Origin of the sequence: Nonomuraea composti (assembly GCF_012034275.1) — a bacterium.
In the GTDB taxonomy this organism is placed as follows: Bacteria; Actinomycetota; Actinomycetes; order Streptosporangiales; family Streptosporangiaceae; genus Nonomuraea; species Nonomuraea composti.
In genome coordinates this window covers 19,019-45,593 of the sequence record NZ_JAATEP010000008.1, presented here as the reverse complement: position 1 = coordinate 45,593, position 26,575 = coordinate 19,019, and the positions used below count along the sequence as shown (strand labels likewise).

The 26,575-nt window shown below is 68.1% G+C and carries 17 protein-coding genes and 1 pseudogene; 6 read left to right on the top strand and 12 right to left on the bottom strand.

The window, feature by feature from the left end:
* Positions 1 to 1,029: 1,029 nt before the first annotated feature.
* From HCN51_RS13340 to HCN51_RS62940, 3 genes and pseudogenes are all read left to right on the top strand, one after another.
* Positions 1,030 to 5,523, top strand: coding sequence for a glycohydrolase toxin TNT-related protein (locus HCN51_RS13340; RefSeq protein WP_168009977.1), 4,494 nt, complete (start codon positions 1,030 to 1,032; stop codon positions 5,521 to 5,523).
* Positions 5,523 to 5,750, top strand: coding sequence for a hypothetical protein (locus HCN51_RS13335; protein ID WP_168009976.1), 228 nt, complete (start codon positions 5,523 to 5,525; stop codon positions 5,748 to 5,750). Before HCN51_RS13340 ends, HCN51_RS13335 begins: the two co-directional genes overlap by 1 nt.
* A gap of 345 nt (positions 5,751 to 6,095) precedes the next feature.
* Positions 6,096 to 6,419 (top strand): annotated as a pseudogene (locus tag HCN51_RS62940) (ISAzo13 family transposase); the annotation flags it as partial.
* Between the two features lie 236 nt (positions 6,420 to 6,655).
* Here HCN51_RS62940 and HCN51_RS13325 read toward each other — a convergent pair.
* The 6 genes from HCN51_RS13325 to HCN51_RS13300 form a co-directional block, all read right to left on the bottom strand.
* Positions 6,656 to 7,708 (bottom strand): hypothetical protein, encoded by a 1,053-nt coding sequence (locus tag HCN51_RS13325; RefSeq protein WP_168009975.1) that lies wholly within the window; start codon positions 7,706 to 7,708, stop codon positions 6,656 to 6,658.
* A gap of 218 nt (positions 7,709 to 7,926) precedes the next feature.
* Positions 7,927 to 8,385, bottom strand: a complete 459-nt coding sequence (locus HCN51_RS13320; protein ID WP_206066965.1) for a helix-turn-helix domain-containing protein — start codon at positions 8,383 to 8,385, stop codon at positions 7,927 to 7,929.
* 252 nt (positions 8,386 to 8,637) lie between these two features.
* Complete coding sequence (locus HCN51_RS13315; protein WP_168009974.1) at positions 8,638 to 8,904, bottom strand: hypothetical protein; 267 nt, start codon at positions 8,902 to 8,904, stop codon at positions 8,638 to 8,640.
* A 193-nt stretch (positions 8,905 to 9,097) separates the two neighbouring features.
* Positions 9,098 to 10,093, bottom strand: coding sequence for an endonuclease/exonuclease/phosphatase family protein (locus tag HCN51_RS13310; RefSeq protein ID WP_168009973.1), 996 nt, complete (start codon positions 10,091 to 10,093; stop codon positions 9,098 to 9,100).
* 155 nt (positions 10,094 to 10,248) lie between these two features.
* Positions 10,249 to 11,793, bottom strand: a complete 1,545-nt coding sequence (locus HCN51_RS13305) for an alpha/beta hydrolase (protein WP_168009972.1) — start codon at positions 11,791 to 11,793, stop codon at positions 10,249 to 10,251.
* Between the two features lie 143 nt (positions 11,794 to 11,936).
* Entirely contained in the window at positions 11,937 to 12,278 is a 342-nt protein-coding gene (locus HCN51_RS13300; RefSeq protein WP_346433629.1) for a DUF418 domain-containing protein, read from the bottom strand.
* 489 nt (positions 12,279 to 12,767) lie between these two features.
* On the opposite strand from HCN51_RS13300, the gene HCN51_RS13295 reads away from it, so the two are divergent.
* Positions 12,768 to 12,920 carry a hypothetical protein gene (locus HCN51_RS13295; RefSeq protein WP_168009970.1) on the top strand — a complete coding sequence of 51 codons (153 nt, stop codon included), beginning with the start codon at positions 12,768 to 12,770 and terminating at the stop codon, positions 12,918 to 12,920.
* A 285-nt stretch (positions 12,921 to 13,205) separates the two neighbouring features.
* Here HCN51_RS13295 and HCN51_RS13290 read toward each other — a convergent pair whose 3' ends face one another.
* Complete coding sequence (locus tag HCN51_RS13290) at positions 13,206 to 13,580, bottom strand: tyrosine-type recombinase/integrase (RefSeq protein WP_168009969.1); 375 nt, start codon at positions 13,578 to 13,580, stop codon at positions 13,206 to 13,208.
* Positions 13,581 to 13,849: 269 nt separating this feature from the next.
* Here HCN51_RS13290 and HCN51_RS13285 point away from each other — a divergent pair, with 269 nt between their 5' ends.
* Together HCN51_RS13285 and HCN51_RS13280 are read left to right on the top strand one after the other, a co-directional pair.
* Positions 13,850 to 14,188 carry a hypothetical protein gene (locus HCN51_RS13285; RefSeq protein ID WP_168009968.1) on the top strand — a complete coding sequence of 113 codons (339 nt, stop codon included), beginning with the start codon at positions 13,850 to 13,852 and terminating at the stop codon, positions 14,186 to 14,188.
* Positions 14,189 to 14,267: 79 nt separating this feature from the next.
* The gene (locus HCN51_RS13280; protein ID WP_168009967.1) at positions 14,268 to 15,407 is read left to right on the top strand and encodes a DUF6461 domain-containing protein; all 1,140 of its coding nucleotides are present in this window, start codon (positions 14,268 to 14,270) and stop codon (positions 15,405 to 15,407) included.
* 1,368 nt (positions 15,408 to 16,775) lie between these two features.
* Here HCN51_RS13280 and HCN51_RS13275 read toward each other — a convergent pair.
* The 5 genes from HCN51_RS13275 to HCN51_RS13255 form a co-directional block, all read right to left on the bottom strand.
* Entirely contained in the window at positions 16,776 to 18,068 is a 1,293-nt protein-coding gene (locus tag HCN51_RS13275) for a TIGR02679 family protein (RefSeq protein ID WP_168009966.1), read from the bottom strand.
* On the bottom strand, positions 18,065 to 22,192 hold the full coding sequence (locus HCN51_RS13270) for a TIGR02680 family protein (RefSeq protein WP_168009965.1): 4,128 nt from the start codon (positions 22,190 to 22,192) through the stop codon (positions 18,065 to 18,067). Before HCN51_RS13270 ends, HCN51_RS13275 begins: the two co-directional genes overlap by 4 nt.
* Complete coding sequence (locus tag HCN51_RS13265) at positions 22,192 to 23,343, bottom strand: TIGR02678 family protein (RefSeq protein WP_168009964.1); 1,152 nt, start codon at positions 23,341 to 23,343, stop codon at positions 22,192 to 22,194. The genes HCN51_RS13270 and HCN51_RS13265 overlap by 1 nt, the downstream gene beginning before the upstream one ends.
* A complete protein-coding gene (locus HCN51_RS13260) occupies positions 23,340 to 24,872 on the bottom strand; it encodes a TIGR02677 family protein (protein ID WP_168009963.1) in 1,533 nt (510 codons plus the stop codon). Before HCN51_RS13260 ends, HCN51_RS13265 begins: the two co-directional genes overlap by 4 nt.
* Positions 24,873 to 25,292: 420 nt before the next feature.
* A complete protein-coding gene (locus HCN51_RS13255; RefSeq protein WP_168009962.1) occupies positions 25,293 to 26,174 on the bottom strand; it encodes a TIGR03854 family LLM class F420-dependent oxidoreductase in 882 nt (293 codons plus the stop codon).
* Positions 26,175 to 26,575: the final 401 nt, after the last annotated feature.

The window sequence follows — 26,575 nt, the reverse complement described above, 5'->3', positions numbered from 1 at the left end:
ACAGAGAGCGAGTGTTCACCCCGCAGCTATGCGCATGTCACGTTGGCTGGGCTCGCATACCTCTGCCGCCCTGTGCTATAGGCGTCAGACGGTGCCATCGCGGGGCTGGTCGCGGGAATCGTTGTGTAGCCGTCGGCGAGGGTTTGGTAGCCGCGCACGCCTGGTTCGAGGGTGCCTTTATCGGTGTCTCTGCCTCGGAGGCACGACCCTCGGCGTGACCGGCATGGTTGGCCGCAAGCCTTTTTCCAGGAGCGTCAACAAGATCCGGACTATGCGCGGAACGCCTGCCATGGGCGGTCCGAGACGATACCCGAAGCACCAGGTCAGAGCGCCGTAAAGGCAACAAGAGCCGTCCACTTCTAATCCGACGGTCGCAGGTTCGAATCCTGCAGGGCGCGCTTTGATCATGGCCTGACCTGGGGTTATGCGGGATCCGATGCGTTCTAGAATTTTCGTCTAGGTGTTGCGTGCTCCGTACGTGCTCGCCCGCACCAACCCTGCACACACCATGATCCATTCACCATCCTCCCACGCAGTGCAAGAGCAGCGGCCCCGCCTCGCCGCGAGCAGGCGGCGAACGCGGGGCCGGATGCTCAAATCGACGGCCCACCCTGTTGCAAGCGTGCAAACCAAGGGCCGCATAGGGTCTTGAGCTGGGGTAACGCTCCTGTGGCGTGGATGCCGAGGGTTGGCTTCGGGGACGCCGTGCTCGGTGTGTGCTCGCGCGCACGGACTCTGCTCAAGACGCCGACGCAGCCGTTCCGGTTCACGGCGGGCCTTGCCCGAACGATGGGCACCATTGCCCTGGGTCCCGGGGGCCAGTCGTGTGATCGTCCTGGTTGAGGCTGGCGACGCGCCGCCTGATGTCTCTGGTGGCCTTCTCGGGGCATAGGGAAGACCCGCTGGAACTGGTCACCTGAACTCCTATCCAATCCCATCGAACCTCGCGCTTTGTCATTTACGTACCGGTGAGGAGGGAACCTCCACGGAGCAGGTGATCGCATGCCAGGCGGATGGGAGACATTGGGGTTGACCGGTGACCCCACGCCGGGAAACCCGGAGGAAGTCCGAACCCTGGCTGAGAAACTGCTGGGCCAGGCCAAGCTGGCCGAGGACAACACCGCTCGGCTGAACGGGGTGGCTTCCAACGGTTCCGCACTGCGGATGCGTGGCGATTACGCACCGAAGTACACCGAAGCGCTGAGCGGGTTACCCGCGGAACTGGCCAAGCTGGGCGCTGCTTACCGAGGTGCGAGCAACGCGTTGAAGACCTATGCGGACAGCCTGGGCCAGGCCAAGATGCAGGCAGGCACCGCACTGAGCCAGGGCCGATCGGCCGATATGCAGTATCAGGGCGCTCTGCGCGAGATTCGCGCTCTACTGCCCGCGGCGTCTGGGCTCACCAGCCTGGCCGAGGTCGAATCAGCGGTGAAAGCCGCTGATCCCGGCCTGCAGGCCTCGGTACGCCCGGCGGTGCAGCGAGCGCAGAACGCCGAGGCCGACCGAGGCAGGGCACGGCGGATCGCCGACGAGGCGGCCAGGCTGCGCGGCCAGGCCGCGAACAGGGCGGCCGAGGGTATCCAGCAGGCGCTGGAAGGCTCTGGCATCCAGAACAAGTCCTGGCTGGAGCAGGCCTGGGACACCGTGAGCACGCCGTTCCGCTCCTGGGATGATTTCGTCAATCTGGCCCGCAACGTGGCGATGGTGGCCGGGCTGGCGCTGCTGGTGGTCGGTACCGGTGGAATCGCCGGGGCCGTCTTGCTGGGGGCGGCGGTGGTAGCCGGGGCGGTGGTGTTCGCCGACTCCCTCAACAAGTTCCGCCAGGGCAAGGTCGGCCTGGGGCAGGTCGTCATGGACGGGATCGGCGTCTTACCGGGCGGCCGGCAGGTAGGGCTGCTGGCGCAGGGGGCCAAGGCAGTGGCCGGATTGCGCGGCATGGCCGCCGGCGTACGCGCCGGCGGTGGTCAACTGCTGGGGCTGGGAGCGCTGCGCGCCGGATTGCCGGCAGGGGCGACGGCGCTGCGCGGCGCGTTGCCGGCCGGGCTCAGGGCTGCGGGCACCTCCACCATCCGGTCGGCGATGCGGGCCGGAGCAGGGCGTGTGTCCACTGCGGCGAGCACGGCGTGGCAGAAGACCAAGCAGTTCTTCAGCAAGGATCCGGTGCACTTCCCGTCCGGCACGGTGCTGTTGCCGCAGACCGACGTGGAACTGCCCGGGGTCCTGCCGCTGCTGCTGGAGCGGACGTACCTGTCCAGCTATCGGCAGGGGCGCTGGTTCGGCCCGTCGTGGGCCTCGACGCTGGATCAGCGGCTGGAGATCGATGCGGAGGGGGTGTGCCTGGCCACCGCCTCGGGCGCGCTGCTCACCTTCTCTCATCCCGATGGGGAACGACCGGTTCTTCCCAGCAACGGCCCCCCTTGGCTGTTGTGCCGGAAGGCCGATCACTACCTGGTCACCGATCCCGCCGCCAGCCACACTCTCCACTTCGCGGTATCGCCCGACCCGCCCATCGAGGAGGCGGGGGAGCCGCACGTGCTGCCCCTGGGAGCGATCACCGACCGGAACGGCAACCGCATCGACCTGCGCTACACCAGCGAAGGCGTCCCGGTCGAGGTGGTGCACTCAGGCGGCTACCACCTCGGCCTGGAAACCCATGCCGGTCTGGTCGTCGCCATCCGGCTACGTGAGGCGGCCCAGACCCTCATCACGTACGGCTATGACGAGCACGCCAACCTCACCGAGATCACCAACTCCTCGGGCCTGCCGCTGCGCTTCTCCTACGACGCCGACGGCCGCATGACAGGCTGGCGGGACCGGATCGGCACGTGGTACGCCTACACCTACGACGGTCAGGGGCGCTGCACGGCCGGTACCGGCATCGACGGCGTCTTCGACACCGAGATCAGCTACGCCGACAGGGTCACCACCGCCCGCGACTCCCTCGGCCACGTCACCACCTACCGATACAACGACCTGCTCCAGGTCACCCAGGAGACCGATCCCCTCGGTCACACCACGACATACGAGTGGGACCGCCACGACCGCCTGCTGGCCCACACGGATCCGCTCGGCCGCACCACCACCTATCACCACGACGACCTGCACCTTCAAGCCATCACTCGCCCGGACGGCGCCCGCCGCACCTTCAACCGGGACGAGCACGGCATGCCGACCGTCGTCACCGATTTCGACGCAACCACCTGGCCGCTGACCCGCGACGAGCGCGGCAACCTGATCGCCGACTCTCTCCACCGCTACACCTACACCGAGCACGGCCACCTGGCCTCGGTCACCAACGCGCTCGGTCACACCCACACCGTTGAAACCAACGAGGCCGGCCTGCCCACCGCCGTGACCGACCCGCTCGGCGCCACCACCCGCTACGACCGCGATCCCTTCGGCCGCATCGCCTCCGTGACCGACCCGCTCGGCCAGACCACCTCCTACACCTGGACCGTCGAGGGCAGACTCGCCTCGCGAAACCTGCCCAGCGGGGCCACCGAGCAGTGGGCCTACGACGCCGAGAACAACCTGATCGAGCACCGCGACCCGCTCGGCCAGGTCACCCGTACCGACATCGACCCCTTCGACCTACCCGCGGCACAGACCACACCGGACGGCGCACGTCTCACCTTCACTCACGACACCGAGCTGCACCTCGTCCAGGTCACCAATCCCCAAGGTCTGACCTGGAGCTACACCTACGACCCCAACGGCGCCCTGATCGGCGAGACCGACTTCAACCACCGCGTCCTGACTTACATCCGTGATCCGGCCGGGAGGATCACGGAACGCGTCAACGGCGCCGGTCAGCCCACCCGCTACGCCTACGACGACCTGGACCGGCCGATCGAGCGGCAATCGGGCGACCAGGTCACGACGTTTACCTACGATCCTCTGGGCAGGCTGACCCGTGCCGCGAACGCGGACGCCGATCTGCAGCTCGTACGCGACCAGCACGGCCGCGTGATCGCCGAGACCTGCAACGGCCTCACCCTGACCAGCACGTACGACGCGATGGGCCGCCGTACTCACCATCGCACCCCATCCGGTGCGGAGAGCACCTGGGAGTACGACGCCGGCGATCGGCTCGTGGCCCTGCACACCTCAGGCCACATCATCCAATTCGGCTACGACCCGGCGGGCCGCGAAACCTCACGGCGCTTCGGCACCGGGATGTCGCTCACCCACCACTGGGATCCCGACTCCCGCGTACGTGCCCAAACCCTCGGCCCCGCGTCCGAAGGTAGCCGCGCCATTCAGCGGCGCTCCCACAGCTACCGGCCCGACGGCTATCTCGTCCAGGTGGACGACCTGCTGTCCGGCCGCCGCCGCTACGACCTGGACCCGGCCGGCCGGGTCACCGCCGTCCACGGCTCCGGCTGGAGCGAGCACTACGCCTACGACTCCACCGGTCAGATCACCGACGCCGCCTGGCCCGGGCCCAGGGACGCTCAGGGGTCGCGCGCCTATGCCGGCACCCTGCTCCAGCAGGCGGGACACCTCCATTACGAGTACGACTCCCAGGGCCGAACCGTCGCACGCCGGCGGGAACGCCCGGGAGGCCGGACGGAGACGTGGCGGTACACCTGGAGCGCCGACGACCGCCTGACCGGCGTTACCGCACCCGACGGGCAGGAATGGCGTTACCTGTACGATCCACTCGGCCGCCGCATCACCAAGGAACGCGCCGACGGGACCGGCCGTGTGCACTTCGTGTGGGACGGCCTGAACCTGGCCGAGCAGATCAGCGAGGACCGGACCACCGTATGGAACTGGGCCCCCGGTACCTTCCGCCCCCTTACCCAGACCGAACGCATCCCCGCGCAACACGCCCCGCAGGAGTGGATCGACGCCCAGTTCTCCCTCGTCATCACCGACCTGATCGGCACCCCACTCGAACTCGCCGCCCCTGAAGGCCACCTCACCTGGCGCCTGAACCAGGCCCACTGGGGTACCTCTCCAGGCGCGATCACAGCGGGCGCGGATTGCCCGCTGCGCTTCCCCGGCCAGTACGCGGACCAGGAATCCGGCCTTCACTACAACTACTTCCGCCATTACGATCCCCAGACCGCCCGCTTCCTCAGCAACGATCCCCTCGGCCTGGCGGGCGGCTGGCTTCCCCACGCCTACGTCCTCAACACCACCGGCTGGCTCGACCCCCTCGGCCTTGCCGCATACCCTCGCGACAACAACTACAGATGGCCACGGAACAACGGCTTCGACGGGCCGCCGGTAGATCTCCGGCTGAACTCAGGGGACCGATTCGACAGGTACGGCTACGACCCGGCGCTGGACGGAGGCCGATTCGTCTCTCCAGCGGGCACGGCCTTCGAGACCCGGGCCCTTGATCGGTCGGCGAGATCTCGCAGGCTGACGACCTATGAGGTGACGCGACCCATCGACGTCCAGTATGGTCTCGTCCGCCCATGGTTCGGCCAGCCGGGAGGCGGCTTCCAGATACTCCTGCCCAACGGCATCGACTCGCTGCTCAAGAACGGGGATATCAGGGTGGTCTCGTGATGAATGTTCAAGAGCTGCGGGCAGCACTCGCCGACACAGACATCGATCCCCACCTCTACTGCATCCTGGAACAACCGGATGACAGCCAGTGGTGTTTGCGTAAGCAGGGAAAAGTATGGCAGACGTTCTGGTTCGAACGCGGCGCCAAATATCACTTGCAGCGATTCAAGGACGAACATGCTGCTTGTGAGTACTTTTTCAACCAGGTCACGCAGCGAGCGTTCTGAGCTGGACCGGTGCGCGCAACTGCGTGTGGTGCTGCCAGCCGCTATGACGTCACTTCCCAGGCTGAACCTTGCCAAGCTGGGCCATGTCGAAGAATGACGATCTTGTGGGTGTGGTGGTTCCGAGGAGATCTACTTGGTGGCGTAGTCGGGTGGGATCACCCTTGATCCCTTCCGGGCAACCCGTACCAGTACCCCATGAGCTGCCGGTAAGTGTCATCGGCCGTCGCCTCGGGCTCGCCTTTGGGCAGGAGGACGATGATGGTATTGCTGTGGATTGCCCATTCCTCGCCGATGAGCAGGCGCCGCCGGGATATTTTCAGCGTTCTGATGACATACCAGTGGGGGTTCGACCAGCTTGTGACAGAACTCGAGCCCTGGCGCAGGACCGTGGCCGAGGCCGAACGCGAGAAGCGCAAGGGCAACAACGGGCGCGGATGCAACCCCGGCTTCGGATTTCTCGACCACCGGCATCGTGTCCTGGCCACTGTCCTGAGCCACCGCAACACCGTCACGCTCACCCTGGCAGCCCGGCTACTCGGCCGAGACCGCAACACCCTCAGCTGCTACGCCCACAGGACCAGGCCTCTGCTGGGCTTCGCGGACGATCACAAGATGCGGCGACATCGACTGCCGCGTCTCGGAACTGCGCGACCGCTGCGCCGCCACCATCTGGGACCCGACCACACAAGCCCACGGGAAGGAACCGCTCGGAACTCTCACCACAAACACCGCTGCTGGGACGGGAAAACCTGGATCGGCATCCGCCTGATGCCCACGACCCTCGGCGAACTGAAAGTTGGCGACGAACTCCACCCATGCCGGCCGACCAGACAAGGCTCCGGACGGCCTGTCGCAGGTTGTCATTCTCCCAGCCGATCGCGCGAGGATGGCGAACCTACTCAGCTTCAGATACAGCGCCACGAATATGCATAATCCGGATCAGTTGTGTAGGCCTGCGTTCCTGGATACCAAATCTGACATCCAATTGTGAGATCCTCGCGAGTCAGCTTCGGACCGTTCTTGGTGCACGACCATTGATAAGCAATATTTTTCCCGTACAGTTTTCTATCACTGTAGTCGGAATCGGATACCTGGCCAGGGATCCACGCATAAGCCCCTACTTCTCGACCTAATTTGCGGCACACGTCTTCCATGCCAATTACATTGGCCCATGCCGCCGCATCTGGTGGAAGGTGCGTCACCTCGGGGCGCGAGGGTTTTTGGCCAGACGAGCCATGCGACGGCTGGCGGTCCACGCGAGTACGATCAGGATTGATAGTAGCGTCAGGTGCGCCATCCCTGTGTGACGATGTTACGTCTACAGGCATGAAGCTGATGATCGGAGTGACGAAGAGGAGAACCATTGCCGTGAGAGGGGCGATCAACCACCCCAACACAGCTGTTGACTCGCGAACGTTTGTATATGCGTCTGCCTTGAGCGGCAGAACCGCAGCCGACCCTGCTGCCAGGAAACCATAACCAGCAAGCCGTCCCCAGAGGTGTAGTATCCACTCACTTTGTGCTCGCCGGATCGAGCCCAAGTCGTACAGCATTGCGGGCCACACCTGGGTAAGGCCGTACAGCGCCAGAGCGAATCCGCCTGTAACCACGGCTATTATGAGCGCTCCGATTCCGAGATACAGCAACCCCATGGCCATCGCGAATCCCAGCGAAGCGATACTTTCATATAGCCAACGCAGAAACCGAAAGGGAGCCAGCAGATAGGTGGCCGCCCCGACGTCCTCGGCGTTAAGGCGGAGTCGATGTGCAAGTGGTTGTACCGAAAGCTCTTCTTCCTGCCGGCCCACTCTCATCCCATAGATCAATATCGCTATTGCGCCGATCAGGAATCCTAGAGTGGGGAAGAGGAGGGCAGGTATGGCCAAGAACGCTGCAATCGGCACGTTAAGGCGCTTCGCGAGCCAGTCTCCCTCGCGAGAGCGACGAGGGTTGCTCATGATAACCCCTCTCCTCTCGGATGTTCATGTGACGAAAGGATCATGAAGTCGGTTTACGCCTTCAGACGTATTGTCCTCTCGCATTTCTTGATCGTCGCGTGGCGACCGGTCTGCCCGTGTCCGATGCAGGGATGCAGGGATGCAGGGATGCAGGCGCTAAAGGCGTTTCCCGTACGCTACGCGAAGTTCTCGCAGAGTCATGACCTGGGCGGATGTGATTATCGGCAGGTGCAGTGTTCGATGACGGCCAGGATGTACTGGCGCTGCCCGCTGAGAGTGATGGTCTCGATGAAGTTACAGGCCAGTAGCGCGTCGGCTTGGGAGCGCAGGAAGTCGGTCCAGGTGGTGGACGCCCGTTCGGGCGCCGGATCGAGACCCGCCCGTTTGAGGATCTCCCAGACGGTGGACGGTGCGATCTCGATGCCGAGAGTGGTGAGCTCGCCGTGGACCCGCCGGTAGCCCCAGCCGGGGTTCTCCTCAACAAGGCGCAGGATGAGGGTGCAAATGGAGCGGACCGTGGGTGGGCGTCCGGGCCGTTGAGGTCGGCTGATATGGGCGTGACGACGTCGCATCAGATAGCGGTGCCGGCGCAGGACAGTGTCCGGACGGACGAGGAGTCGCAGCCGGCGCAGGACCTCGCGCGGCAGCGAGGTGAGGAGAGCGGCGAGAAAGGCCAAGGAACTCGCCTGGTGCGGGCAGCGATCGACCGTTTTGTGCTTGGTCCGGCCGTCATCGACGTGGTGACCTTCGCCGCAGGCCGGCCGGGATCTGGCGGGCACAAGGGACGGGCACGCGGGACACTTCCGGTGGTCTGACGAGGGATCCTGTCACTTTGCCGCGGTCTCCACCGCCCAGCAGCGGCAAGTACGACAACCAGATCCTGCCTTCCGGGCATGTCGGCGGGCACGCCCCAAGGCCCAACGGCGGCCTCAGCGGCTCCGGCGGACGTAGGCCCGGATGAACATGACGAGGAATCCGGCGCAGGCCGTGGTCAAGGCCGTCATGGCCTTGAGATTTTCCAAGATCGCCGCGTAGATCGCCACCACGAGGCAGATCGCCGCGATCGTCAGGTAGGTCTTCCACCAAATGGCTGGTACGGGGGGTCGCGGGGGACGGCTGGGAGGGATCACTGACACGTTCACATCCTTGAGCACGAGCCGTCCGGCCCATGCGTTGATCGGGTGAGTCGGTTTCATGTCTCTGCATTGCGCGTGAAATCGAAGGGTTCGAGATCGCCGCAGGTCGGGAGAGCTTTGCTGCTGGACGCCGGGAAGCCGGTGCCCAGCAACCGGCGCGATCCCTACGAGCTGGTAAGCCGGGTGACCACGCGATCGCCTTCGTGGGCTCGGCCCGTCCGGTGGCCCGGATCGCCTGCCACCGGCTTGCGCGTCACTGCCCGGCCACGACCGAGACGGTGGCGTCGACGATGCGGTGATCGGAGCAGGGCTTGTCGCGGTTGCCGCCGCAGACGTGCCCGATGGGATGGGCGTCCGCTCGGTAACTGACGAGCCGGTCGGCGGGGGCGAAGATCAGATCGACCTTTCCCGACTGGCCACAGGCGCCCAGCTCGTTGCTCTCGGTGGTCTGCTCGCCCCAGCCCGGGCACACGGTTTCGCGATCGTCGAGCTCGTGGTAGCGGCCGGCGTTGCCGCGATTGGCGGCGGTGTCCACTGAGGCGTCGTACCAGGTGTCCAGCAGTGGGGAGTGCGGCTGCACGTTGAAGTCGCCCGCGACGATCGGGAGGTGCCCCTGGGAGCGGTAGGACTCCAGGACGCTGTGCACGGCGGCGAGCTGGTCGGCCCTGCTGGCGGCGACGGTCGTCAAGTGGGTGGTGCAGAACCTGGTCCAGGGGCGCGCCGCGATGGGTGCGCAGAGGAGTTTGCGCTGCTTGCCCGACCCGTCGTAGGGCAGGGTCTCGCGCAACGTGTCGCCCAGCGCGAAGCGGCTGAAGATGGCGATGCCGATGCCGTGCCCGGCGCAGTAGCCGGAATCGCCGGCCGTCGTCATCGGCTCGTAGCGGGCGAAGTTCGCGGGGCTCTGCGGCCAGCCCATCTTCTGCAGGGCATCGATCACGGCGCCGTACTGGTTGCGGCAGATCTCATTGATCGACACGAAGTCCGGCTGACGGACGCTGATCGAGCCGGCGATCGCCTGGATGATGCCGTTCGTCGTCGAGCCGAGGTGCTGATGATGCCCGGCCATGTTCCAGTGCCAGATCTTGTACGTCGTGGTCGCGGAGGACATCGCGACCGCGGGACCCGCCACCACCGTGCTCTGCCCGCCGCTCGTGGCGGCGTTCGCGGCCACCGGTACGAGCCCGAGCACCGCGAGCAGCGTGACGGCGGCCAGGACCATCCGGCTGCTGCGGCTTGAGGTTCGAATCAAGGTCATCATTCGACGCGTCCTCACAAGGATTGGTGTGCATGGGTCATCCCGGGCACGACCGAAGCGTGCCCGGAAGATTTGTCGGGCGATCGAGGAGGCGCGAAGATCGGCCAGCCATCGCCAGGGTTTGCCAGGCTTGGCAGCCTGCCGCGGCGTCAGCGCGCCGCAGGTTCGGGGAACGGCTCATCGTCTTGCTCGCAGACGGTGCCCGCCGGTGGCAGCGCGCCGGTCAGCAGGTAGCCGGTCTCGTACGTCGAGGCGCACGCGCTCGGGTTCGCGAGCGCGGTGTGTCCGTAGCCGTCGACGGTCAACAGCCGGGAGTTGGCCAGGTGGCGCGAGAGCGTGACCGAGTTCTGGTAGGGAGTGGCCGGGTCGCCGGTGATCCCGACGAGCAGGATGGGGTTGGCCGTGCGGGCGTTCCACGGCCCCTCGTAGCGGTCCTGGCTTCGCGGCCATCCGGCGCACGGCGCGGTCGGCCAGGCCCAGGTCAGGCCGATCGGCCCGGACCGGGCGCGGGCCAGTCGCGCGCCGGCCTCGTACGCGAGCGGGTCACGAGGGTTCGGGCTGTCGGAGCAGATGACGGCGAGGGCCTGCTCCTGACCCGTGTAGTAGCTGGGCCCGGCACCCGGATCCGGCTCGGCCTTCGGGACCGGTCCGGCAGTCGCGTCGCCTCCCTTGGTCGTGGCCGTCCAGAGTTGCTGCAGCTGGCTCGCTCCGGCCTGCCACTGACGCACCCGGCGAAGCGGTACGGTGGCGAGCGCGCACGCGTACCCGCAGGTGCCCGGCGGGCCGTCGACGGTCACCGGGCGTCGGCGCAGCCGTTCCAGCAGGGTGTCGAACTTCGCTCTCGTCTTGGCCGGTGTGCCCGTGGAGAACGCGCACGCGGCGGTGGATGCCTTCCCGCACAGGTCGAGGAAGGCCTTCAGGGTCGACGCGGACGCTTTGTCGCTGCCCAGCCGCAGGTAGGTCGGCAGATCGTTTTGAGCTGTCGTGTACCGTACCGGGTCGATGTTGCTGTCCAGGACCATCCGTCCGACCTTGCCGGGGAAGAGGTTCGCGTAGATCGTGCCGAGCACGGTGCCATAGGACAATCCCAAGTAGTTCAGCTGGGGATCACCGATGGCCTGCCGCAGCAGGTCCAAGTCGCGTGCCGCGTTCGCGGTGCTGTTGTGGGCGAGCAGGCCGGGGTCGGCGTGCTCGACGCACTCGCGGTCGAATCGGGCCCAGATCTCCTGCGTCGCCGCGATTTCCTTCGCACCGACCGGGAAGGGGACGGGCAGGTCGGCCAGGAACCGGTCCTCGGCGGCGGTGTCCGCAAAGCACTGCGCCGGCGTGCTGTAGCCGAAACCGCGCGGGTCGAAGGTGACAACGTCGAACCTGGCCCGCCAATCGGCGGGAAGGGTCGCGTACTGGGCGACGGTGGGGTCGATCTGCGCGGAGGGTCCGCCCCCGTTGACGAACAGGGTGCCGATCCGGTGGGCGGGATCGGTCGCCAGGTGCCGGACGACGGCGATGTCGATCTTCTTGCCGTCCGGTTGCCGGTAGTCCAGCGGCAGCTGTGCCGTCGCACACTGGAACCCCTCGTGGCACGGGCTCCAGCGCAGCTCAGGAACGGCAGGAGCGCTCGGCTCCCGGATCGCGGCGCTCACCGGCGCGGCGCAGGTGAGGGCCAGCATCCCCGCGGCCATGATCGCGGTCAACGGGCCGAAACGCCTGCTTGTACGGGGAGGGCCGGCGGTCGGCTGGTGGCCGGGCATCATCAGATGTCTTTCCTCTCACGATCACACCCATTGCACCGGGTGTCTGCACGAACTCCAAGTGATCACGCGGTGGTCGCCGCGCCTCAAGATTGCGAACCGTCACTGACGTGTACGACGTGTACGACGTGCCGGAGGGGCGGGCGGCGCCCCCAGGTAACCCAGCGCCGCAGCCACTCCAGCGGACCGAGCCGGTAGGGGCGCAGCCACGGCGTGGACAACAACCACTGCGTGGCGAGGACTCCGATCACGATGGCCAGGAGCACAGGCTGAGGCCAGTCCTCCGGGCGACCAGGCAGATGCGCCACGGCCGACAGCAGAAGCGAAGCGGTGAGATGGTTCGTCAGCGCCATCTTTTCCAGCGGCGCGAAGAGCACGTGCAGCGCCGCCCGCAGCGGCGTCCTGAGCAGGAGCAGCAGCACGCACACATACACTCCGGCCGATCAACATACCGGCGACCGCCATCACCACGCCGACGGCCCGGCCGGGCTCGTCCGCCTGGACGACTTGCAGCACGAGCGCCGGTGCCGCGGCCACCGCGAGCAGCACCCCTGTGAGGGCCGGTCCGGTCACGGACCGCTCGATCCGGTCGATCACGCCATATCTGACCAGGGGCGCACCTGCCAGCAGCAGGCCGGGGGCGATCAGACAGCCGCCGGTGACGACCAGGGACGCCATCAGGACCACAGCGGCGAGGACCGCGACCGCCCACCGCGGCAGCCAGGCCGACGGCAGAAGGAACACCAGCCGGGAGACCGCTTGGATGGCGAGCACGTCACCCGGCCAGAGCAGGGACATGTGCGCCAGGCCGACGCCGGCAGCACGAGCAGCCGCGGACTCCCTGTACGGTCCCCGGCCGACGCCAGCAGCAACCCGAACCCTACGCCGAACAGAACGGCGAAGGTGGGCAAGAACCGGTGATCTACGACGTGGCTCATCCAGTCATTCGTCCCGGGCGGCACGACCTGGCCGTTGATGTGGGGAATCGGCCCCACATCGGCCGGCAGAATCCCGCCCAGCGCGAATCCGCAGATCACATCAAGCGCGCCGATGCGCCGTCTTCTCTCTGACACGATGTCCAAGTCTGCGGGGCCATGCCCGTCGGCGACATCGGTTGAAAGCGCTGTCCCCTACAGTACTTTCAGCCGATTGCTACCCCGCATCCGCAAGATGCTCTGGGACCGCGGTGGGCCGGAGCGCCGCCACGCGCTAACCCCGGAAGAGGTTACGTCCGCGGAGTGGTGTATGGGTGGGAGCATGTGCCTGCGCACCGCGACCGTCATCTGATGATAAGGAACGGCCCCGTGCTGCCGTCTGGTCATGGCGACCACGGGGCCGGCTGCTGATGCGGCGGGTCAGCTCCGCAGCGGAATCACCTCTGCTGGCTTCTGCTGGTCCTCCTCCTCGGCGAGCAGGAGCGCTGCCGTCTTTTCCGCGGCCGCCATCGCCACCTCGGGAAAGACCGAGGTGTAGGTGTCGGCGGTGAAGGAACTGGAGGTGTGGCCCAGCGTCTCCTGCACGACCTTCATCTCTGCCACGGCCACCAGCATCAGCGAGGCCGCGCCGTGGCGGAGATCGGGCAAACGGATGGGGGGCGGGCCGGCGAGGTAGGCCAGCCACAGGAACGAGTCGGTGACGTGCTGGGGATGCAGGCGATCTCCAAAGTCTCCACCGAATCCGGGGCGAATCAACCTGGGGCTCGGCCAGAACGGTCTCAACTGCAAGACCACCTACGTCGAAGGCGGAGTCGTCAAGGACGGCACTCATGGCAGGACAACCAAGATCACCGACTGGGCCGGCGGAGGCGGCTTCGAATTCACGCTGAGCGTGCCTTGGGATGGACTCGACCACCCGGACAAAGTCGGCACTCGCGCCGTGCAGCCCTTCGTCCGCTACATCGACAACGCAGACATCACCGACCTGATGCGGTATTTCCATCCGCGCAGAACATCTATACGGCGCTGTACGACCCGCAGCACAGCAAGCCCAATCCCCCTGGATGGCCGACCAAGAAGATTCCGGGAGGTTGGAACATCAACAAATCCCGGCTGGAATTACGGAGCAGGACAGCCCGGCGGGTGTCTGCACCGGACGCGCCAGTCAACGCGATGCGCGAGAGCGACAACTGCTCATCCGGTTCCGGTTGTCGGCCTGCTACCAGAGAAACCGCATCAGAGAGCGCTCGCCCTTCTGGGTGGACGTCATCCAGCTCGGGCATTCACGCCCGGCGAGCGGAGTCCCCGGCATCGTGGCCACGGAGGCGCTTTACCCCGAAGAAATCTCCGATTTCCGAGGCTGCGGTATCGACGGAGTCGACAATCCCATCGGTCCCAACTGATCAGTTAGGTTGATCGGCGAGCGGTCTCCGGCACGGGCCTCGGCCCGTGCCGGAGACCCCGGCGAGCGGACGAGAGGCCATGAGCGACTACGCGGACATTGACGACGTCTTCCCCGACCCGGCGGGCCTCATCTGGATGAAGGGCATCGCTGCCGACCAAGCACTGCGCGACATCGGTGCCGATCCCTCCGGCGAGGTGGTGAACGCCGACTGGAGCCGGGTCCAGGCGACGCTCTGGGACTCTTATGAGGACGACGAGAACGACGAGAACGACGAGAACGAGGACCACGAAGCGTCCGGACGGACGGCGCTGCTCGCCGTGGAGGGCGATGGTGCGGTTCTGATCGAGCCGATGTCTTGCTGGGGCGCCGACACGGCGCTGCTGCGGCGGCTGACCGCCTCAGGTGGAGAGGCGCTGAGCCTGAGTTGGACCGTCAACCTCCACGTCTCCGTCACCTTTGCGGCTCGCGGAGAGATCCTGGCCACGTTCGACCCGATGGAGTTGTCCGCCGCCACCGGCGATGCCCCGGACGCCGTTGCCACCTGGCTGGACTCCCTGCCGGTCAGCGCTGCCGAATGGCACGGCAACGGCAAAGCGGCCGCCTTCGCCCTGGGCGAGCGCCTGTCCGGCATCCGCGTCGACAGTGCGTGGCTTGCGCGCCGCCACCGACTGGTGATCCCGTCCGACTCCACGTCGCCCCCCGCGCTGTTCCTCGACAAGCAGATGCGCGCCCTGGCCGCAGCCGATCCGCGGATAGGCGCCCTGGCCGCCGCTCCCGGACCGGACAAGCTGCCGGAGATCGTCCGCATGGCCGTGGACCTGGCACTGCGCACCACCGGCCTCGACGGAGATATCGTGGCGGAAGCCCTCGACCTACTGGCCACCGGCGAGCGAGGCACCCGCGCGGCAGCGGCCCGCGAGCGACTCAGGCGCCTGCACGCGACACTGCGGCAGGAGGCCCAGGCCGCGTACGAGCATTCTGGAGCGACCGGCTTCGCCGTGCCAGGCCACGACACGGAGGTCGGTCGGCTCATGCTGCGGCAGGAGGCGGTGGAGACACTACTGCACGCGCTCGACCCCGATCTGGAGAAGGCCGCTTCCAGCGCACTGAGCCGTGCGGCGGCCACCCGGCTGAGTCACGAGAACGGCGACTACCTTCGCCACCGCACGCTCACCGCGATCCAGTACTACATCGTCCGCGGTGAGAACTGGCTGTAGCCGGGCAAAACGGGCGGCTGTAGACCATTGGGGTCAGGCGCTCCGGAGCCGCAGCGGCCCTGAGACGCCTCCGGGTCCCGGTGAGACCGGAGCCGACGATGAGCGGGATGGGCGGCGGTAGCCGGACAGGCCGTGGGATAGTTGGCCGACACCTCGCTCAGAGGTGAGAGTCCATTTCGCCGGCGTGGCCCATGAAACTACGAGTGACCTGGGAAACGCTCTCAAGGCCAATAGCCTGGTGGAGATGAGTGCCCCTGCGGGATTCGAACCTGCGGCACCCGTTTTAGGAGAGCTCCAGCAACTACGAGTTTAGTTTCTCTATTGCTGTGGTGATATGTGGGTGCTGCTCGACACGTATGGAGCTCTTCGGCGTGGGCCTCCTGCGGCTGGCCGCACGACAGGCGTTCGAGCTGGTCAGGGCCTTATTTACAGCTGGCAGACCGTAAGACGCGCCCGCCCTTCAGATGCGGGTCTCTGCGGAGAGCTAGCGCCACTGCAGCGGGCTGGGCTCCGGGCGGAGTGGAACACCCGTAAGGGATCAAATTGGGTGTCGATTTAGGTTCCCGGGAGTTTGACCGCAGCCACCAAGCTCGATTCCCGCGGCGTCCAAGTCGCCCAGCCGACCGTACGTCTCGGCTATCAGCAGATGAACTTCAATGTCGGCCAGCCGGTAGCCGCCGGCGACCGCCATGACGAGCGCCTGCTTGAGCTCCTTGCATGGCGGACGGAGCCGTGGCGCCGAAACGCGGCCGCCGTCGGGCCTGTCCCGTCAATGCCCCAATGAGGACGTCGCGCCTGGTAATTCCGCGAGCAATACGCAAAGAGTGGTCATACCATTGGCGGGCGCCGTCTGGATCGTTCGCATCCAGGGCGAGATCGCCGAGTCCGGACAGGCACATGGCTTCGTCGCCACGCCGACCTGCCGCTCGGCATACCTCGAGATTGACTTGGTGGACTCGCCGCGCCTCACCGAAGCCCGCTACGACGGAACAGCCGCCCGACAGCGTCTTGACCCGGCCCAAGGTCCAGCGCCCGGGTAAGCCCGCGGCGGGCCGAGAATGCTCGAAGGTTCAGCCGCTCAGTGTCCTACCTCCAGCCCTTGCAGGAGGCGCACGCCTGTCTCGCATGCTCGCGGCTGCCTCGCTGCGGGCGAGGCCTTCGGGGGCGCTCTGCTCGAAGGCTTGGCTGAGCTCTCGGACGAACCGGGGTGACATGGCGAAGTCGTTCAGCCGTCCTTTGAGGGCCGCGGCCCGCTGTATGACGTCCATGACGACGCCGTCTCTTCCTTGGGCTCGTTCGGTTACTGGCCCACGGACATTCGATTGCTTCGGGGAGCGTGCGGGCCGAGCGTCGAGACCATCTCGATGATCACAACGAAGGTCGCAACTTCAGGTCGGCCACTAGCTCAGCGAGGACGAGCTCCTCCTCGACGCGTACGCCTCGTCGCTCCATCGCCACGGACAACTCCGGATCCCAGGGGGTCGGGCGTACCTGCCCGGACAGCGGCGCCGACGAGGGCACGGCTCGGTAGGAGGCGGCGTCGAAGCGCCACGGCAGGAATCCGACCCGTTCGTGGACCGCGGCGGCGATGGCGATCCCGCCCCAGTCGAAGTCCCCGTGGTAGGCGAACGTCGCGCCACCGGCCGCGAGCAGGCCCAGCAGCCGCCAGACGGCTGCCGACGGCCGGCCGCCGCCGCATACCAGGGGTGGGCAGGAGGCTCCGAGTTCGTCGGCCGCCGCCGCGACCACCACCGGGTTCTCGCAGATCCTGACCAGGTCCGCGCGCAGTGGTGCTTCGTGGCGGAGGAGCTGGCGCAGGGTCAGCACGCATGGCTCGCCCGCCGCGCCGGCCGCGCTGAGCATGCGTCCGGTGGGGGAGCGGTCGTCACCCGGCAGCCCCAGGCAGAGCACGAAGGAGGACAGGTCGTCGAGGTGCACGCCGACTGCGGCCCAGGCCGAACGGCGGGCGTCCGCGCCGCCTTCGCCCGCGTACGGCAGGCCGGACAGGGCACGCGCCGCGGACAGGGCCAGGGTCGCCAGCGGGCGTCCTTCGTCCAGCGCGTGGGCGTCCGCGCAGGTCTCAGCGGCGAGCCGGCCGAGGCGCGTGCCCGGTGACGGCAGCCGCTCCAGCACGGTGCTCAGCCGGTCGAGCAGGGTACGTGCTTCGCCGGCCGTGGTGGCGAGCCTTCTGACCAGGCCGGTGGACTCCAGCCACGATCGCCACCCGGACAGTTCGGGCCGCTCGGAGATGAGGGCGTCGAGCTTGGCGAAAGCCCGGTTCCAGTCCGCTGCTTGCGCGGCCTTTTCCCCCGTCAGGTCCCGGATCGGGCCACGTAGCCGGATGACGGCCTCACGCAGCCCGTCCGCGGCGATGCCGCCCACTCGCAGGATGCGATCCACCTCGTCCAAGGAGACCGACAGGGAGGACCCTGCTCCCGCGCGGCGGCCGAGCAGCACCTCGGCCGCGCGGCGCTGTGCGGGTGTCGCCGTCGTGAGCGTCACCGTTCCTGTCAGCGGTTTGCCCCGTTCCAGGCGGCGGCGTGCCCGGTCGACCAGCCAGGCGGTCTCGTCACCGCCCAGCAGCCGCCCCAGCCGCTCGCTCGCACCGCCGCCTGCCGCGGAGCCGCCTGCCGTGGGGCCGTTCGTGCTGCTGCCGCTCATCCGGCCGCGCCGCCCTCGTCCATGCCGAACAGACCGTCCTGCCGTACGGCCGGTGCGGGGGAGGGCGCGGGCACGGCGATGGTGGGACGTTCTGCCCGCCGCCGCTCGCGCCCGTCCCATCGCCAGGGCGTCACCAGCACGGCGTCGATGCCGTCCCGTCGTGAGAGCTGGCAGATCGCCAGCCCGGGCACCTGCGGGTAGCAACCCCATTCACGCTCGCTGGTCATCACCACGTCCATGTCGAACGTGGCCAGCAGGCCCAAGCACTTGGCCCGGGAGTCGTCATCCACCCCGGCGAACGCCTCGTCCAGCGCGACCAGGCGCGGCGCGTACGGATTGCCCGCGGACTTGTAGTGGGCCGAGGCGGCGGCGAACAGCGGCACCGACGCCGCCAGCACCCGTTCTCCGCCGGAGGCGGGACCAGTGGCGGGCCGCCACTGGCCGTCCTGGAGCCGCTGGATGGCGAACTCGTGCCAGGCTCGATAGTCCAGCGCTCTGGTCAGGGCCTCGGCCCAGCCCGCGGCTGGGTTGTCGGCGTGCTCGCGGGCGATCCGCTCCTGCAAGAACGCGCCGACAGCGGCCCGGTCGGCAGCGGACCAGGCGTCCACGGTCTGGCGGAGCTTGCCTCTGATCCGGTCGAGCCCGTCGGGGGCGTTCCTGGCCGTCTTCCAGATCAGGCGCAGCCGCATGCCGGTGGAGGTGGGGCGGGATTCCAGCTCCCCGTTCATCTCCCGGACCTCTGACTCCGCCGCTGCGATCAGCTCGTGGAGCGTGCCGGCGACCTCGTTGAGCAGATGGTTCTCCAGGATTTCGCGTTCCTTGGCCGAGAGGAGCTGTGCGCGTTGCCCGGTCTCCTCGGCCAGCGCCGCGGCCAGTTCGGGCATGTCCCTGGCACGCCCCTGAAAGATCACATCGACGATCATGACGCCGTCGTGCAGGGTCAGCTCGACGGAATGCCCGTGCCTGGCCATGGCGTCCGACAGCAGTTTGTGCTCCTCAGCGACCTTCTTCTGCACCCGGTCCCACGGGCCGTCGCCGTCGTCCACCGCGTCGAGCTCGGCGTTGACCGTCCTGGCCAGAAGCACGGCGGGGGTCGCCGCCCACTCTCCGCCCGGGTCGGGCACGTCCAGGTCTGCCAGCGCGACGTTCAGCAGGCCAGTGGCGGCGAACGCCTGGAACTCGCGTACGGCGGCGTCGCGTGCCGTGGCGGCCTCTCCGATCTGTTTGCGCAGGTTGTCGCGTTCGCCCTCGGCCTTGCCGCGTTCCTGCAGGGCCTGCTGCTCACGCAGGCGAGTGGCGCGTTCGGCGATGGCGCGCTCGCGTAGTTCGTGCTGCACCTGGTCGAGCCGGCGGAACAGCTCCTCCACGGCGGAGCCCGCGGTCTCGACCAGTGTGCGGTACGCCTCGGCCGCGGCGTCCGCCTCCTCATCCGCCTTCGCAGACAGTTCGGCGGCGTCGTCGAGCTGTTCCTTCGTCCTGCCGAGCTCCCCTGCGGAGTCCGCGGCGGTCTCGTGCGCGTCACGCCAGACTTGTATGGCGGGCCACAACTGGGCCAAAGCCAGCCGATAGCGGTTGAGCGCACCCTTGACCTCATCGAGCGCCACGGGATCCGCGGGCAGGCCGACGTCCGCGGCGAACTCCTCAGCCCGAATGCCCGCCTCCCGGAGCTCGTCCTGCCGATCGCGAAGCGCCATGCCCGCCGCGACGTGCGCTGCGTTGACCTCGTCACGCCGTTCGTAGGCGGTGGCGCGCTTGACGTGCGCCTCTCGCAACTCAGTGTCCGAAGGCAGGCCGCGGTGTTCCGCGGCGAGCCTGTCCCGGCGGGCGGCGAGCAATTCAAGCCGGCCGCGCAGGTCTTCGATCCGCCGATTGACCTGGTTCAACTCCCCGCGGAGGGTCGCCAGCCGAGTCCGCCGCGCCGCCTCTCTGGCGCCCTCTCCGATGTAGCGCGCCTCACTTTTGCGCCAGGAGCCGGTGAGCACGCCGTTCGCCCATCTGCCGTCGGCTGCCACCCACGCCCGGCCGTCGTGACCCGGCCCGAGCCCGATGGCGGACAACACCGCGTCCACAGCGCTGTCGGCCAGTGCCGCGGCCTGCCGATCGGCCCGGTCGACAGCCGGACGCAGGACGGCGACACAGGACGGGCCGGACAGCGGCTCACCGGCGACGATGACGGTGTCGTCCGCGGCCAGCAACGTCCCGTCCGGCGTCACCCAGGCGTCCAGGATGCCGGCGGCCTCCAAGGCGGCTTCCAGCCCGGCCCGATGGTCGCCGGGCACCGCGTCGGCGAAGTCCACCACCTTCCACAAGGGTGCGCCGGGACGGCCGAGGCGGGTGGCGGGGTCGCGCGTGTGCGACACAGGCGGCGCCTCGTGACCACCGGCCTCCAAGCGGGAGATCTCTTCGGACAGGTCCGCGGCGGCCCGCGTCGCCTCCTTGATCTCGGAGTCCAGCTCTGCTCCCAACCGGCCGAGCGCGTCGGTAGCCGTTCTGGTCGCGTCGCCCACGACGTTCGCGGCAGGGTTGGGGCCGTCGGTAGAGGCAGCCCAGGACCGCAGCGCGGCGATCACCTCATCGGGATCGTCCAGCCGCAGCTCGACGAGACCGGCCAGGTAGAGGGTGTACTTCTTGACCAGCCCGGTGACGGCCCCGCTGACCGCGTCTTCCGCGTCGGCGACGCGCTGAGCCACGGCCTGTGTCTCCGCGGTCAGCCGCTCCACCTCGGTGCGCGCGGCCCTCATCCGCTCCTGGGCCTGGCGTACGCGGTCGATGAGCCGCTCCAGCTCGCCGATCGCCTGCTCCTGACGATCCGCCAGTGCCTCGGCCTCACGCCTGATCCGCGCCAGCTCCGGCTGGCCGGCCACAAGGAGATGATCCGGCCCCGTACGGGCCGTCCCGGGCTCGCACCGCGCCTCACGGGCGGCCGACACGGTCAGATCGTGCACCCTGCCAAGGTCGCGCCCTGCCGCGTCGGCCTTGTCCCGGGCCGCATGGGCTCGCTGCTCGCGCCGTTGCGCCTCGCCTGCGAGGCGGTCGCGTTCCTGCGCACAGCGGCGAGCATGATCGGCCAGCCGCTTGGCCTCCTGTCCGTACTGCTTGAGCCGCTCCGCGTCACGCATCTCGGGGCTCTCTCGAAGCGCGTCCCGGCGTGCCTCCAGCAGAGTCCGCTGTTCCTCCAGTTCTTCCAGTACCTGCTGCGCTGCCGCCAGACTCGCCTCCGCTGCGGCGTGGCGGCCCTCGGCCTCGCCGAGGTCCCGGCCCAGATGCTCGTAACGGCTGTGTGCAAGTCGTGGCACGGCGGCCTTGCGCTTGGCAGCGATGGCGGCGTAGCGACGGTAGTGGATCAGGAAGCCGGTCGCCGCCTCGCGCGCTTCCTCCAGTCCCCGCAGGGCGTCGCGCTCCTCGTCGAGGCCGCGGAACGCCTCGGCGACCGTGGCGATCAGAGCGGGGCTGAGCGGTGGCAGCGCCTCGGTGAGGGCGCGGGACAGCAGCTTCTCGTCCGGCTTCTTCGACAACTGCGGCTGGCGCAACTGGATGAGCAGGTTCACCAGGGCCTCGTAGCGGTGCTCGCCGAGCCCGAAAAGCGCCTCGTCCACGGCCCTGCGGTAGTCGGCGGCCCGGTCGTACACCATCCCACGGCCCTCGACGGCCTCGCGTAGCTTCTCCCTGGTGAGCACCACGCCGGTGGAGGAGAGCAGATGAAGTTCCGCGCCGACGCGCTGCGGGGTGAGGAAGAACCAGTGCCGGACGATGCCGCGGTCCTTGACCGCCTTCAGCCCGCACCCGATCGTACGGAACTCCTCAGAACCGTCCGCCGTGCGCCGGCCGAACTCCATCCACGCGTAACCCAGCCGCTCGGGGTGCGGGTGCTTGCCGCCCAGCAGCAGGTTCCACTCCATGCGCTTCTGCCGGTCGCCGTCCGGTTCGACGCGATGCGGGGCCAGCTCTCCGTCAAGCAGGAACGGCAGTGTCAGGGCCAGCACCTTGGACTTGCCGGTGCCGTTGTTGCCACGCAACAGCAGACGGCCGTCGTGAAAGTGGAACTCCTCTATGTCGTAATAGAACAGGTCGACGAGCCCGGCGCGCAGCGGCTTCCAGCGTTCGGAGGTCGGGGAAGTCAGCATCACTGTCCTTTGATCGCAGGTTCGGCCAGTGCGTAGCGGGCGATGGCGGGCAGCCCCACGACCGCGCCCCCGGTGACGTGCGCGAGCCGCAGCGCCGTCAGCTTGTCCAAGGCCGTGGCGAGCAGGCCGGTCTCGGCGCCTGGCTCGGTCACGCCCTTACGCCAGAAGGAGGTGTGCTCGCGGGCCGCCTGCCGGACGAAGGCCTTCAGCTCTTCGAGCGTCAGCTCGCCGTGGACGGCCAGTTGCTCGGCCACCAGCAGCGTCACGTGGCCGTCGGTGTACTGCTCCGGCATGCGGACATCGGTCAGCTGGTCCTCGGGATCGACCATCGCGATGCCCTCGGCTCGAACTTCGGCCACCAGCCCGGTGGCCTCTTCCAGCCGACGGACGATGGCATGCCGCTGGGAGGCCAGGTACGCGCGCTCGGCTTCGTCGAGGTCGGCGAAGTAGATCACCGGGTCCTCCAGGAGCTTGCGGGTCAGCCGGCGGCGCAGCGCCTGGTTGCGCAGGTCGTCGGTGTCGGCGACCGGCTCGGCCATCAGCTCGGTGAGCCGCTCCTCGAACGAGGACGCGGAGACCGTGGACGGGCCCCGCGCGCCGGTGAGCAGCGTGGCCAGTACCGGCCTGCGTACGTCATACAGCACATCACCGGTCGCCGACAGGTAAGCCTCCTCATCGCCGGCGACCCTGCGCAGCACGCCCCAGTCCAGCAACATGCGCACGACGGCGACCAGATCGGCTCGTTCGGCCCGGGTATCGAGAGTGAAGGTGAAGTCCAGCTCCGGCTCTGCCGCGGCCGACAGCACCTCCTCCGCCAGCCGGCCGAGCGTGGTCTGCGCGTCCGCCCGTTCGAGTGTGGCCAGAGCCAGGCAGAACAGGACGTAGCGGCGCCTCCCGTACGGCTCCCCCGCCTTTCCTCGCGCCGGGTGAGTCGCGTCCCGCGCGTCCGGAGCGGTCTTGAACAGCCGCGCCGTCCCCGAGTCCACCATGAGCCGCCAGCCGGTTTCGCGGGCGAGCCAGTCGCGTAGCTCGGTCACGTGCCGGCGCACCAGTAGCAGCGCCTCTGGATCGCGCTCGGCGGTGAGCAGCGGTCTGGCCAGCAGCGCGCGCAGCGCGGCACGCCGCTGAGCCCGTTCCTCGTCCCCGATCATGGTCCGGCCGTCAGGTCAGTGATCTCGATCACGTGCTCGGGCCCGGTGAGCACGCCGTCCTCCGTATGGATCTCCACCTTGCCTCCATGCGGAACGAGCGTAAGGCGTATCTCCATCGATCCGTCCGCACTCACCGTCTTCACCTCCGTCTCGCCTGGCCGGCGGGCCGCGAGCGCGTCGCCCAGCAGCCCCAGGAACAACCGGAAGGCTCGTGGATCGAGACTGTTCAGCTCTGACAGCAGGACCGGGCCGTCGGTCCGCAGCGCGGCCCGAGCCGCGGCCGTCTCGCTCGCCTCCCGCTCGGCCTGCTCCACCAGCAGTCTGCGGGCCTGAGAACGGTCGGCTACCTTGTTCGGTCTACCGCGCCGCTCATAGGAGCCGGTACGGCGTAGTTGCGGCGAGATCCTGATCGGCGGCGCCTCCTGCCAGAGGACTCCTGCGTCGACCTCGTGCCATTCCTCCAAGGTCGCGGCCGTCACTGTGAGATGGCGGGATGGAGTCAGCCCGAACGCCGCCCGCCACAACCGATGCGCCGCGGCTTCATCGGGAGCCTCGGCGAACCAGCGCGCCAGCGCCCGGAAGTCCGCACTGCGATCGGAACGCCCGGACCGCCGCTCATTGAGCAGCCCCACCGTGTCGATGAGCTGCTTGATCGCCGTGATCGCCGCCTGGCGCAGCAGCCGCGCCTGCGACGGCCGATCGGCGCCCGTGGAGATGAACCAGTCCCGGAGGCCACGCCAGCGATTCGACCAGGAGGCGAACGCCGCTTCCTCGGCTTTGACGTACGCCTCCGCCGCCTCCTCTTCGCCGGGCACCGCGTCGGCGGCCTCGCGGCGCGCGGCCAGCCGGAGTAGCCGATCATGGTCCGATTTCTCCAGCTCACCCAGGAGCGTGGCAATCCGCGCGCCGGAGTTGGCGAGGTCGGCGATGAAACGGTTGATGTAGTCGATCAGCCGCTCCTTGTAGGCGATGAACCCCGCCACGTCACCGTCGGAGAAGTCGATCGCGCGCCGCAACGAGGCCATGAAAGCCTGCGCGTTGTCGGCCAGCGACGAGAACCGATCGGACAGGGACAGCAGCAGCAGGTGCGCGCGCGCAGGGTCGGGATCCGCATCGCGAGCGAGAACGACCAGCGACTGCAACTGCTCGGCGATGTCTCCCAATGCCACAGTCTGCAGCGCCCCGCGTTTCCCGATGGCGTCTTCGTAGAACGAGATCGCCTGCTCGGCAGCCTGCCCGGCATGCGTGAGCTGGAACAGGTACCGTTTGCGGTGGAAGTCCTCCACGCTCGTGACCCTGCCGGTGTCGGCGTCGGCCCGCAGGTTGCCCCATTCCCGCAGCTTGTCCAGCGCCTGCGCGAGCGCGTCGTCATTGTCCCGCCGCAGCTCCGCCGCCACGTCCTCGGGCCGGAGATGCACGATGAATCGTTCCTTCGCTCGCGCGAACGCTCGGAGAATCCCCCGGTAGAAGGCCGCGTTGGGCGTGCTCAGGTGAGCGAAGGGCTGATGCTCCTGAGACGGGAAAGCCATACCGACAGTTTCCCTGCCCAAAGGGAGTGCCGTGTTCGATGTCGGTGGAAGAGTTCCGGGAATGAGCAGAGTCTTTCCGCACGGCCACATCACCACGCCTCGTGGCGCGGCGTGCGCTAATCGGCTCCGTACGAAGGTGCCGCTCACCGGAGACCAGCAGACGTGACGGCAGGCACCGTTGCCGAAGAAAGTCACAGCCAGCGCGCTCGTAGCGTGGGCGCGGCCCGCGGAGGAAAGGGCGCCAGCGATGGTCGGCACGTCGCGGCGCCGGCGTCAAGCGCGCCTGTTTCAGGATCCGTCGGATCATCGCAACGCTCACCCGATCGCCCACAGGCTCTCAGCCGATCAACAGCGGACTACGTGGTCGGACAGGTAGCGGCGACCGCCGGCTCACGCCCGTCGTGAGTGGCAGGGTTGTGCTCAGCTCTGCAGTGGCATGAGGTGGCCGGCGAACTCGTCGAGCCAGCGCTCGACCGAGGGCACGGGCGTGGCGGGCCGTACGACGAATTTGGTGATCCCGGCTTCGACGAAGCGCTCGATCAGGTCGCGGGCGGCGGGCCAGCCGACCGGGACGATCTCGGCGGGGTCGGTGCTCGGGTTGCGCCGGGCGATGGCGTCGATCGCGGTGGCGGGGATCTCGGTCGCGGCCACCGCCAGGCTGGTGCCGTAGTGGTCGGCCTCGATTTCGCGGCCGGCCTCGGCCGCGTGTGCCGCGATCGCCTGACGGCCGGCGGCCGCCTGGTCGGGGGTGAGGAAGCTGGCCAGCCAACCGTCGGCGAGCCGGCCGGCGCGGCGCAGAGCGCGCTCTCCGCTGCCGCCGACCCAGATGTCGAGCGGCCGAGCCGGCAGCGGGCCGACCCCGGCGTTCTCCACCGTGAAGAACTCGCCGTGGAAGGTCACCTTCTCCTGCCGCAGGAGCAGCCTGAGCAGTTCGAGCGACTCGTCGAACACCGCGCCGCGTGGCCCGGGAACGGGGAACGCCTCCCGTTCGGCGGGCCTGGCCGGGGTCAGCCCGAAGGCGGGCAGCACGCGCTTGGGGGCGAGCGCGGCCAGCGAGGCGAGTTGCTTGGCCACCCGCACGGGATGGCGGCCCGGCAGGATCGCCACCCCCGTGCCGACCTTCAGCCGGCGGGTGGCGGCCAGCGTGTAGGCCATGCCGACGATGGGCTCGACGGACGGCCCGTGGACGATCTCCGAGAGCCACAGCGAGTCGATCCCGAGAGCCTCGGCCCGCTCCGCCAGCCCGGCGAGGCGGTCAGGGTGGTCTCCGGGTGGCGGCGCTATCCCGATCCGAACCTTCATCGGCCCATTATCGGGCCGGACCCGGGCGGGGCTGCTGATGCGGGATCTTTGAGTTGCCTCCATGGTGGGGCACGCGCCGAGCACTGTCAGCGTGATGGGCTTGTTCGGTCTGCTGACCGTGCTGATCTGCTCTGACCTGTCCAAGGGTGCTGAGCTGCTGGTGCTCCGTGAGACTTTTCCCACCTGATCGCGCTGGTCAACAGGGGCGGAGTCGGCACCGGTCGACGGAGGATCGCCGGGATCCTGGGCATGGCAATGCGCTGCAGCCAGGTGCTCAAACGGCAGGGGTCAGGCCGCCCGGCCTTAGCTCGACGGCACTACATGGGCTGGCCCATTTTCGAGCAGCTTGACACGGGTGGAGAGGTGTCGTCTCGCCGACGCCATAGAGGCGCACCGCGACC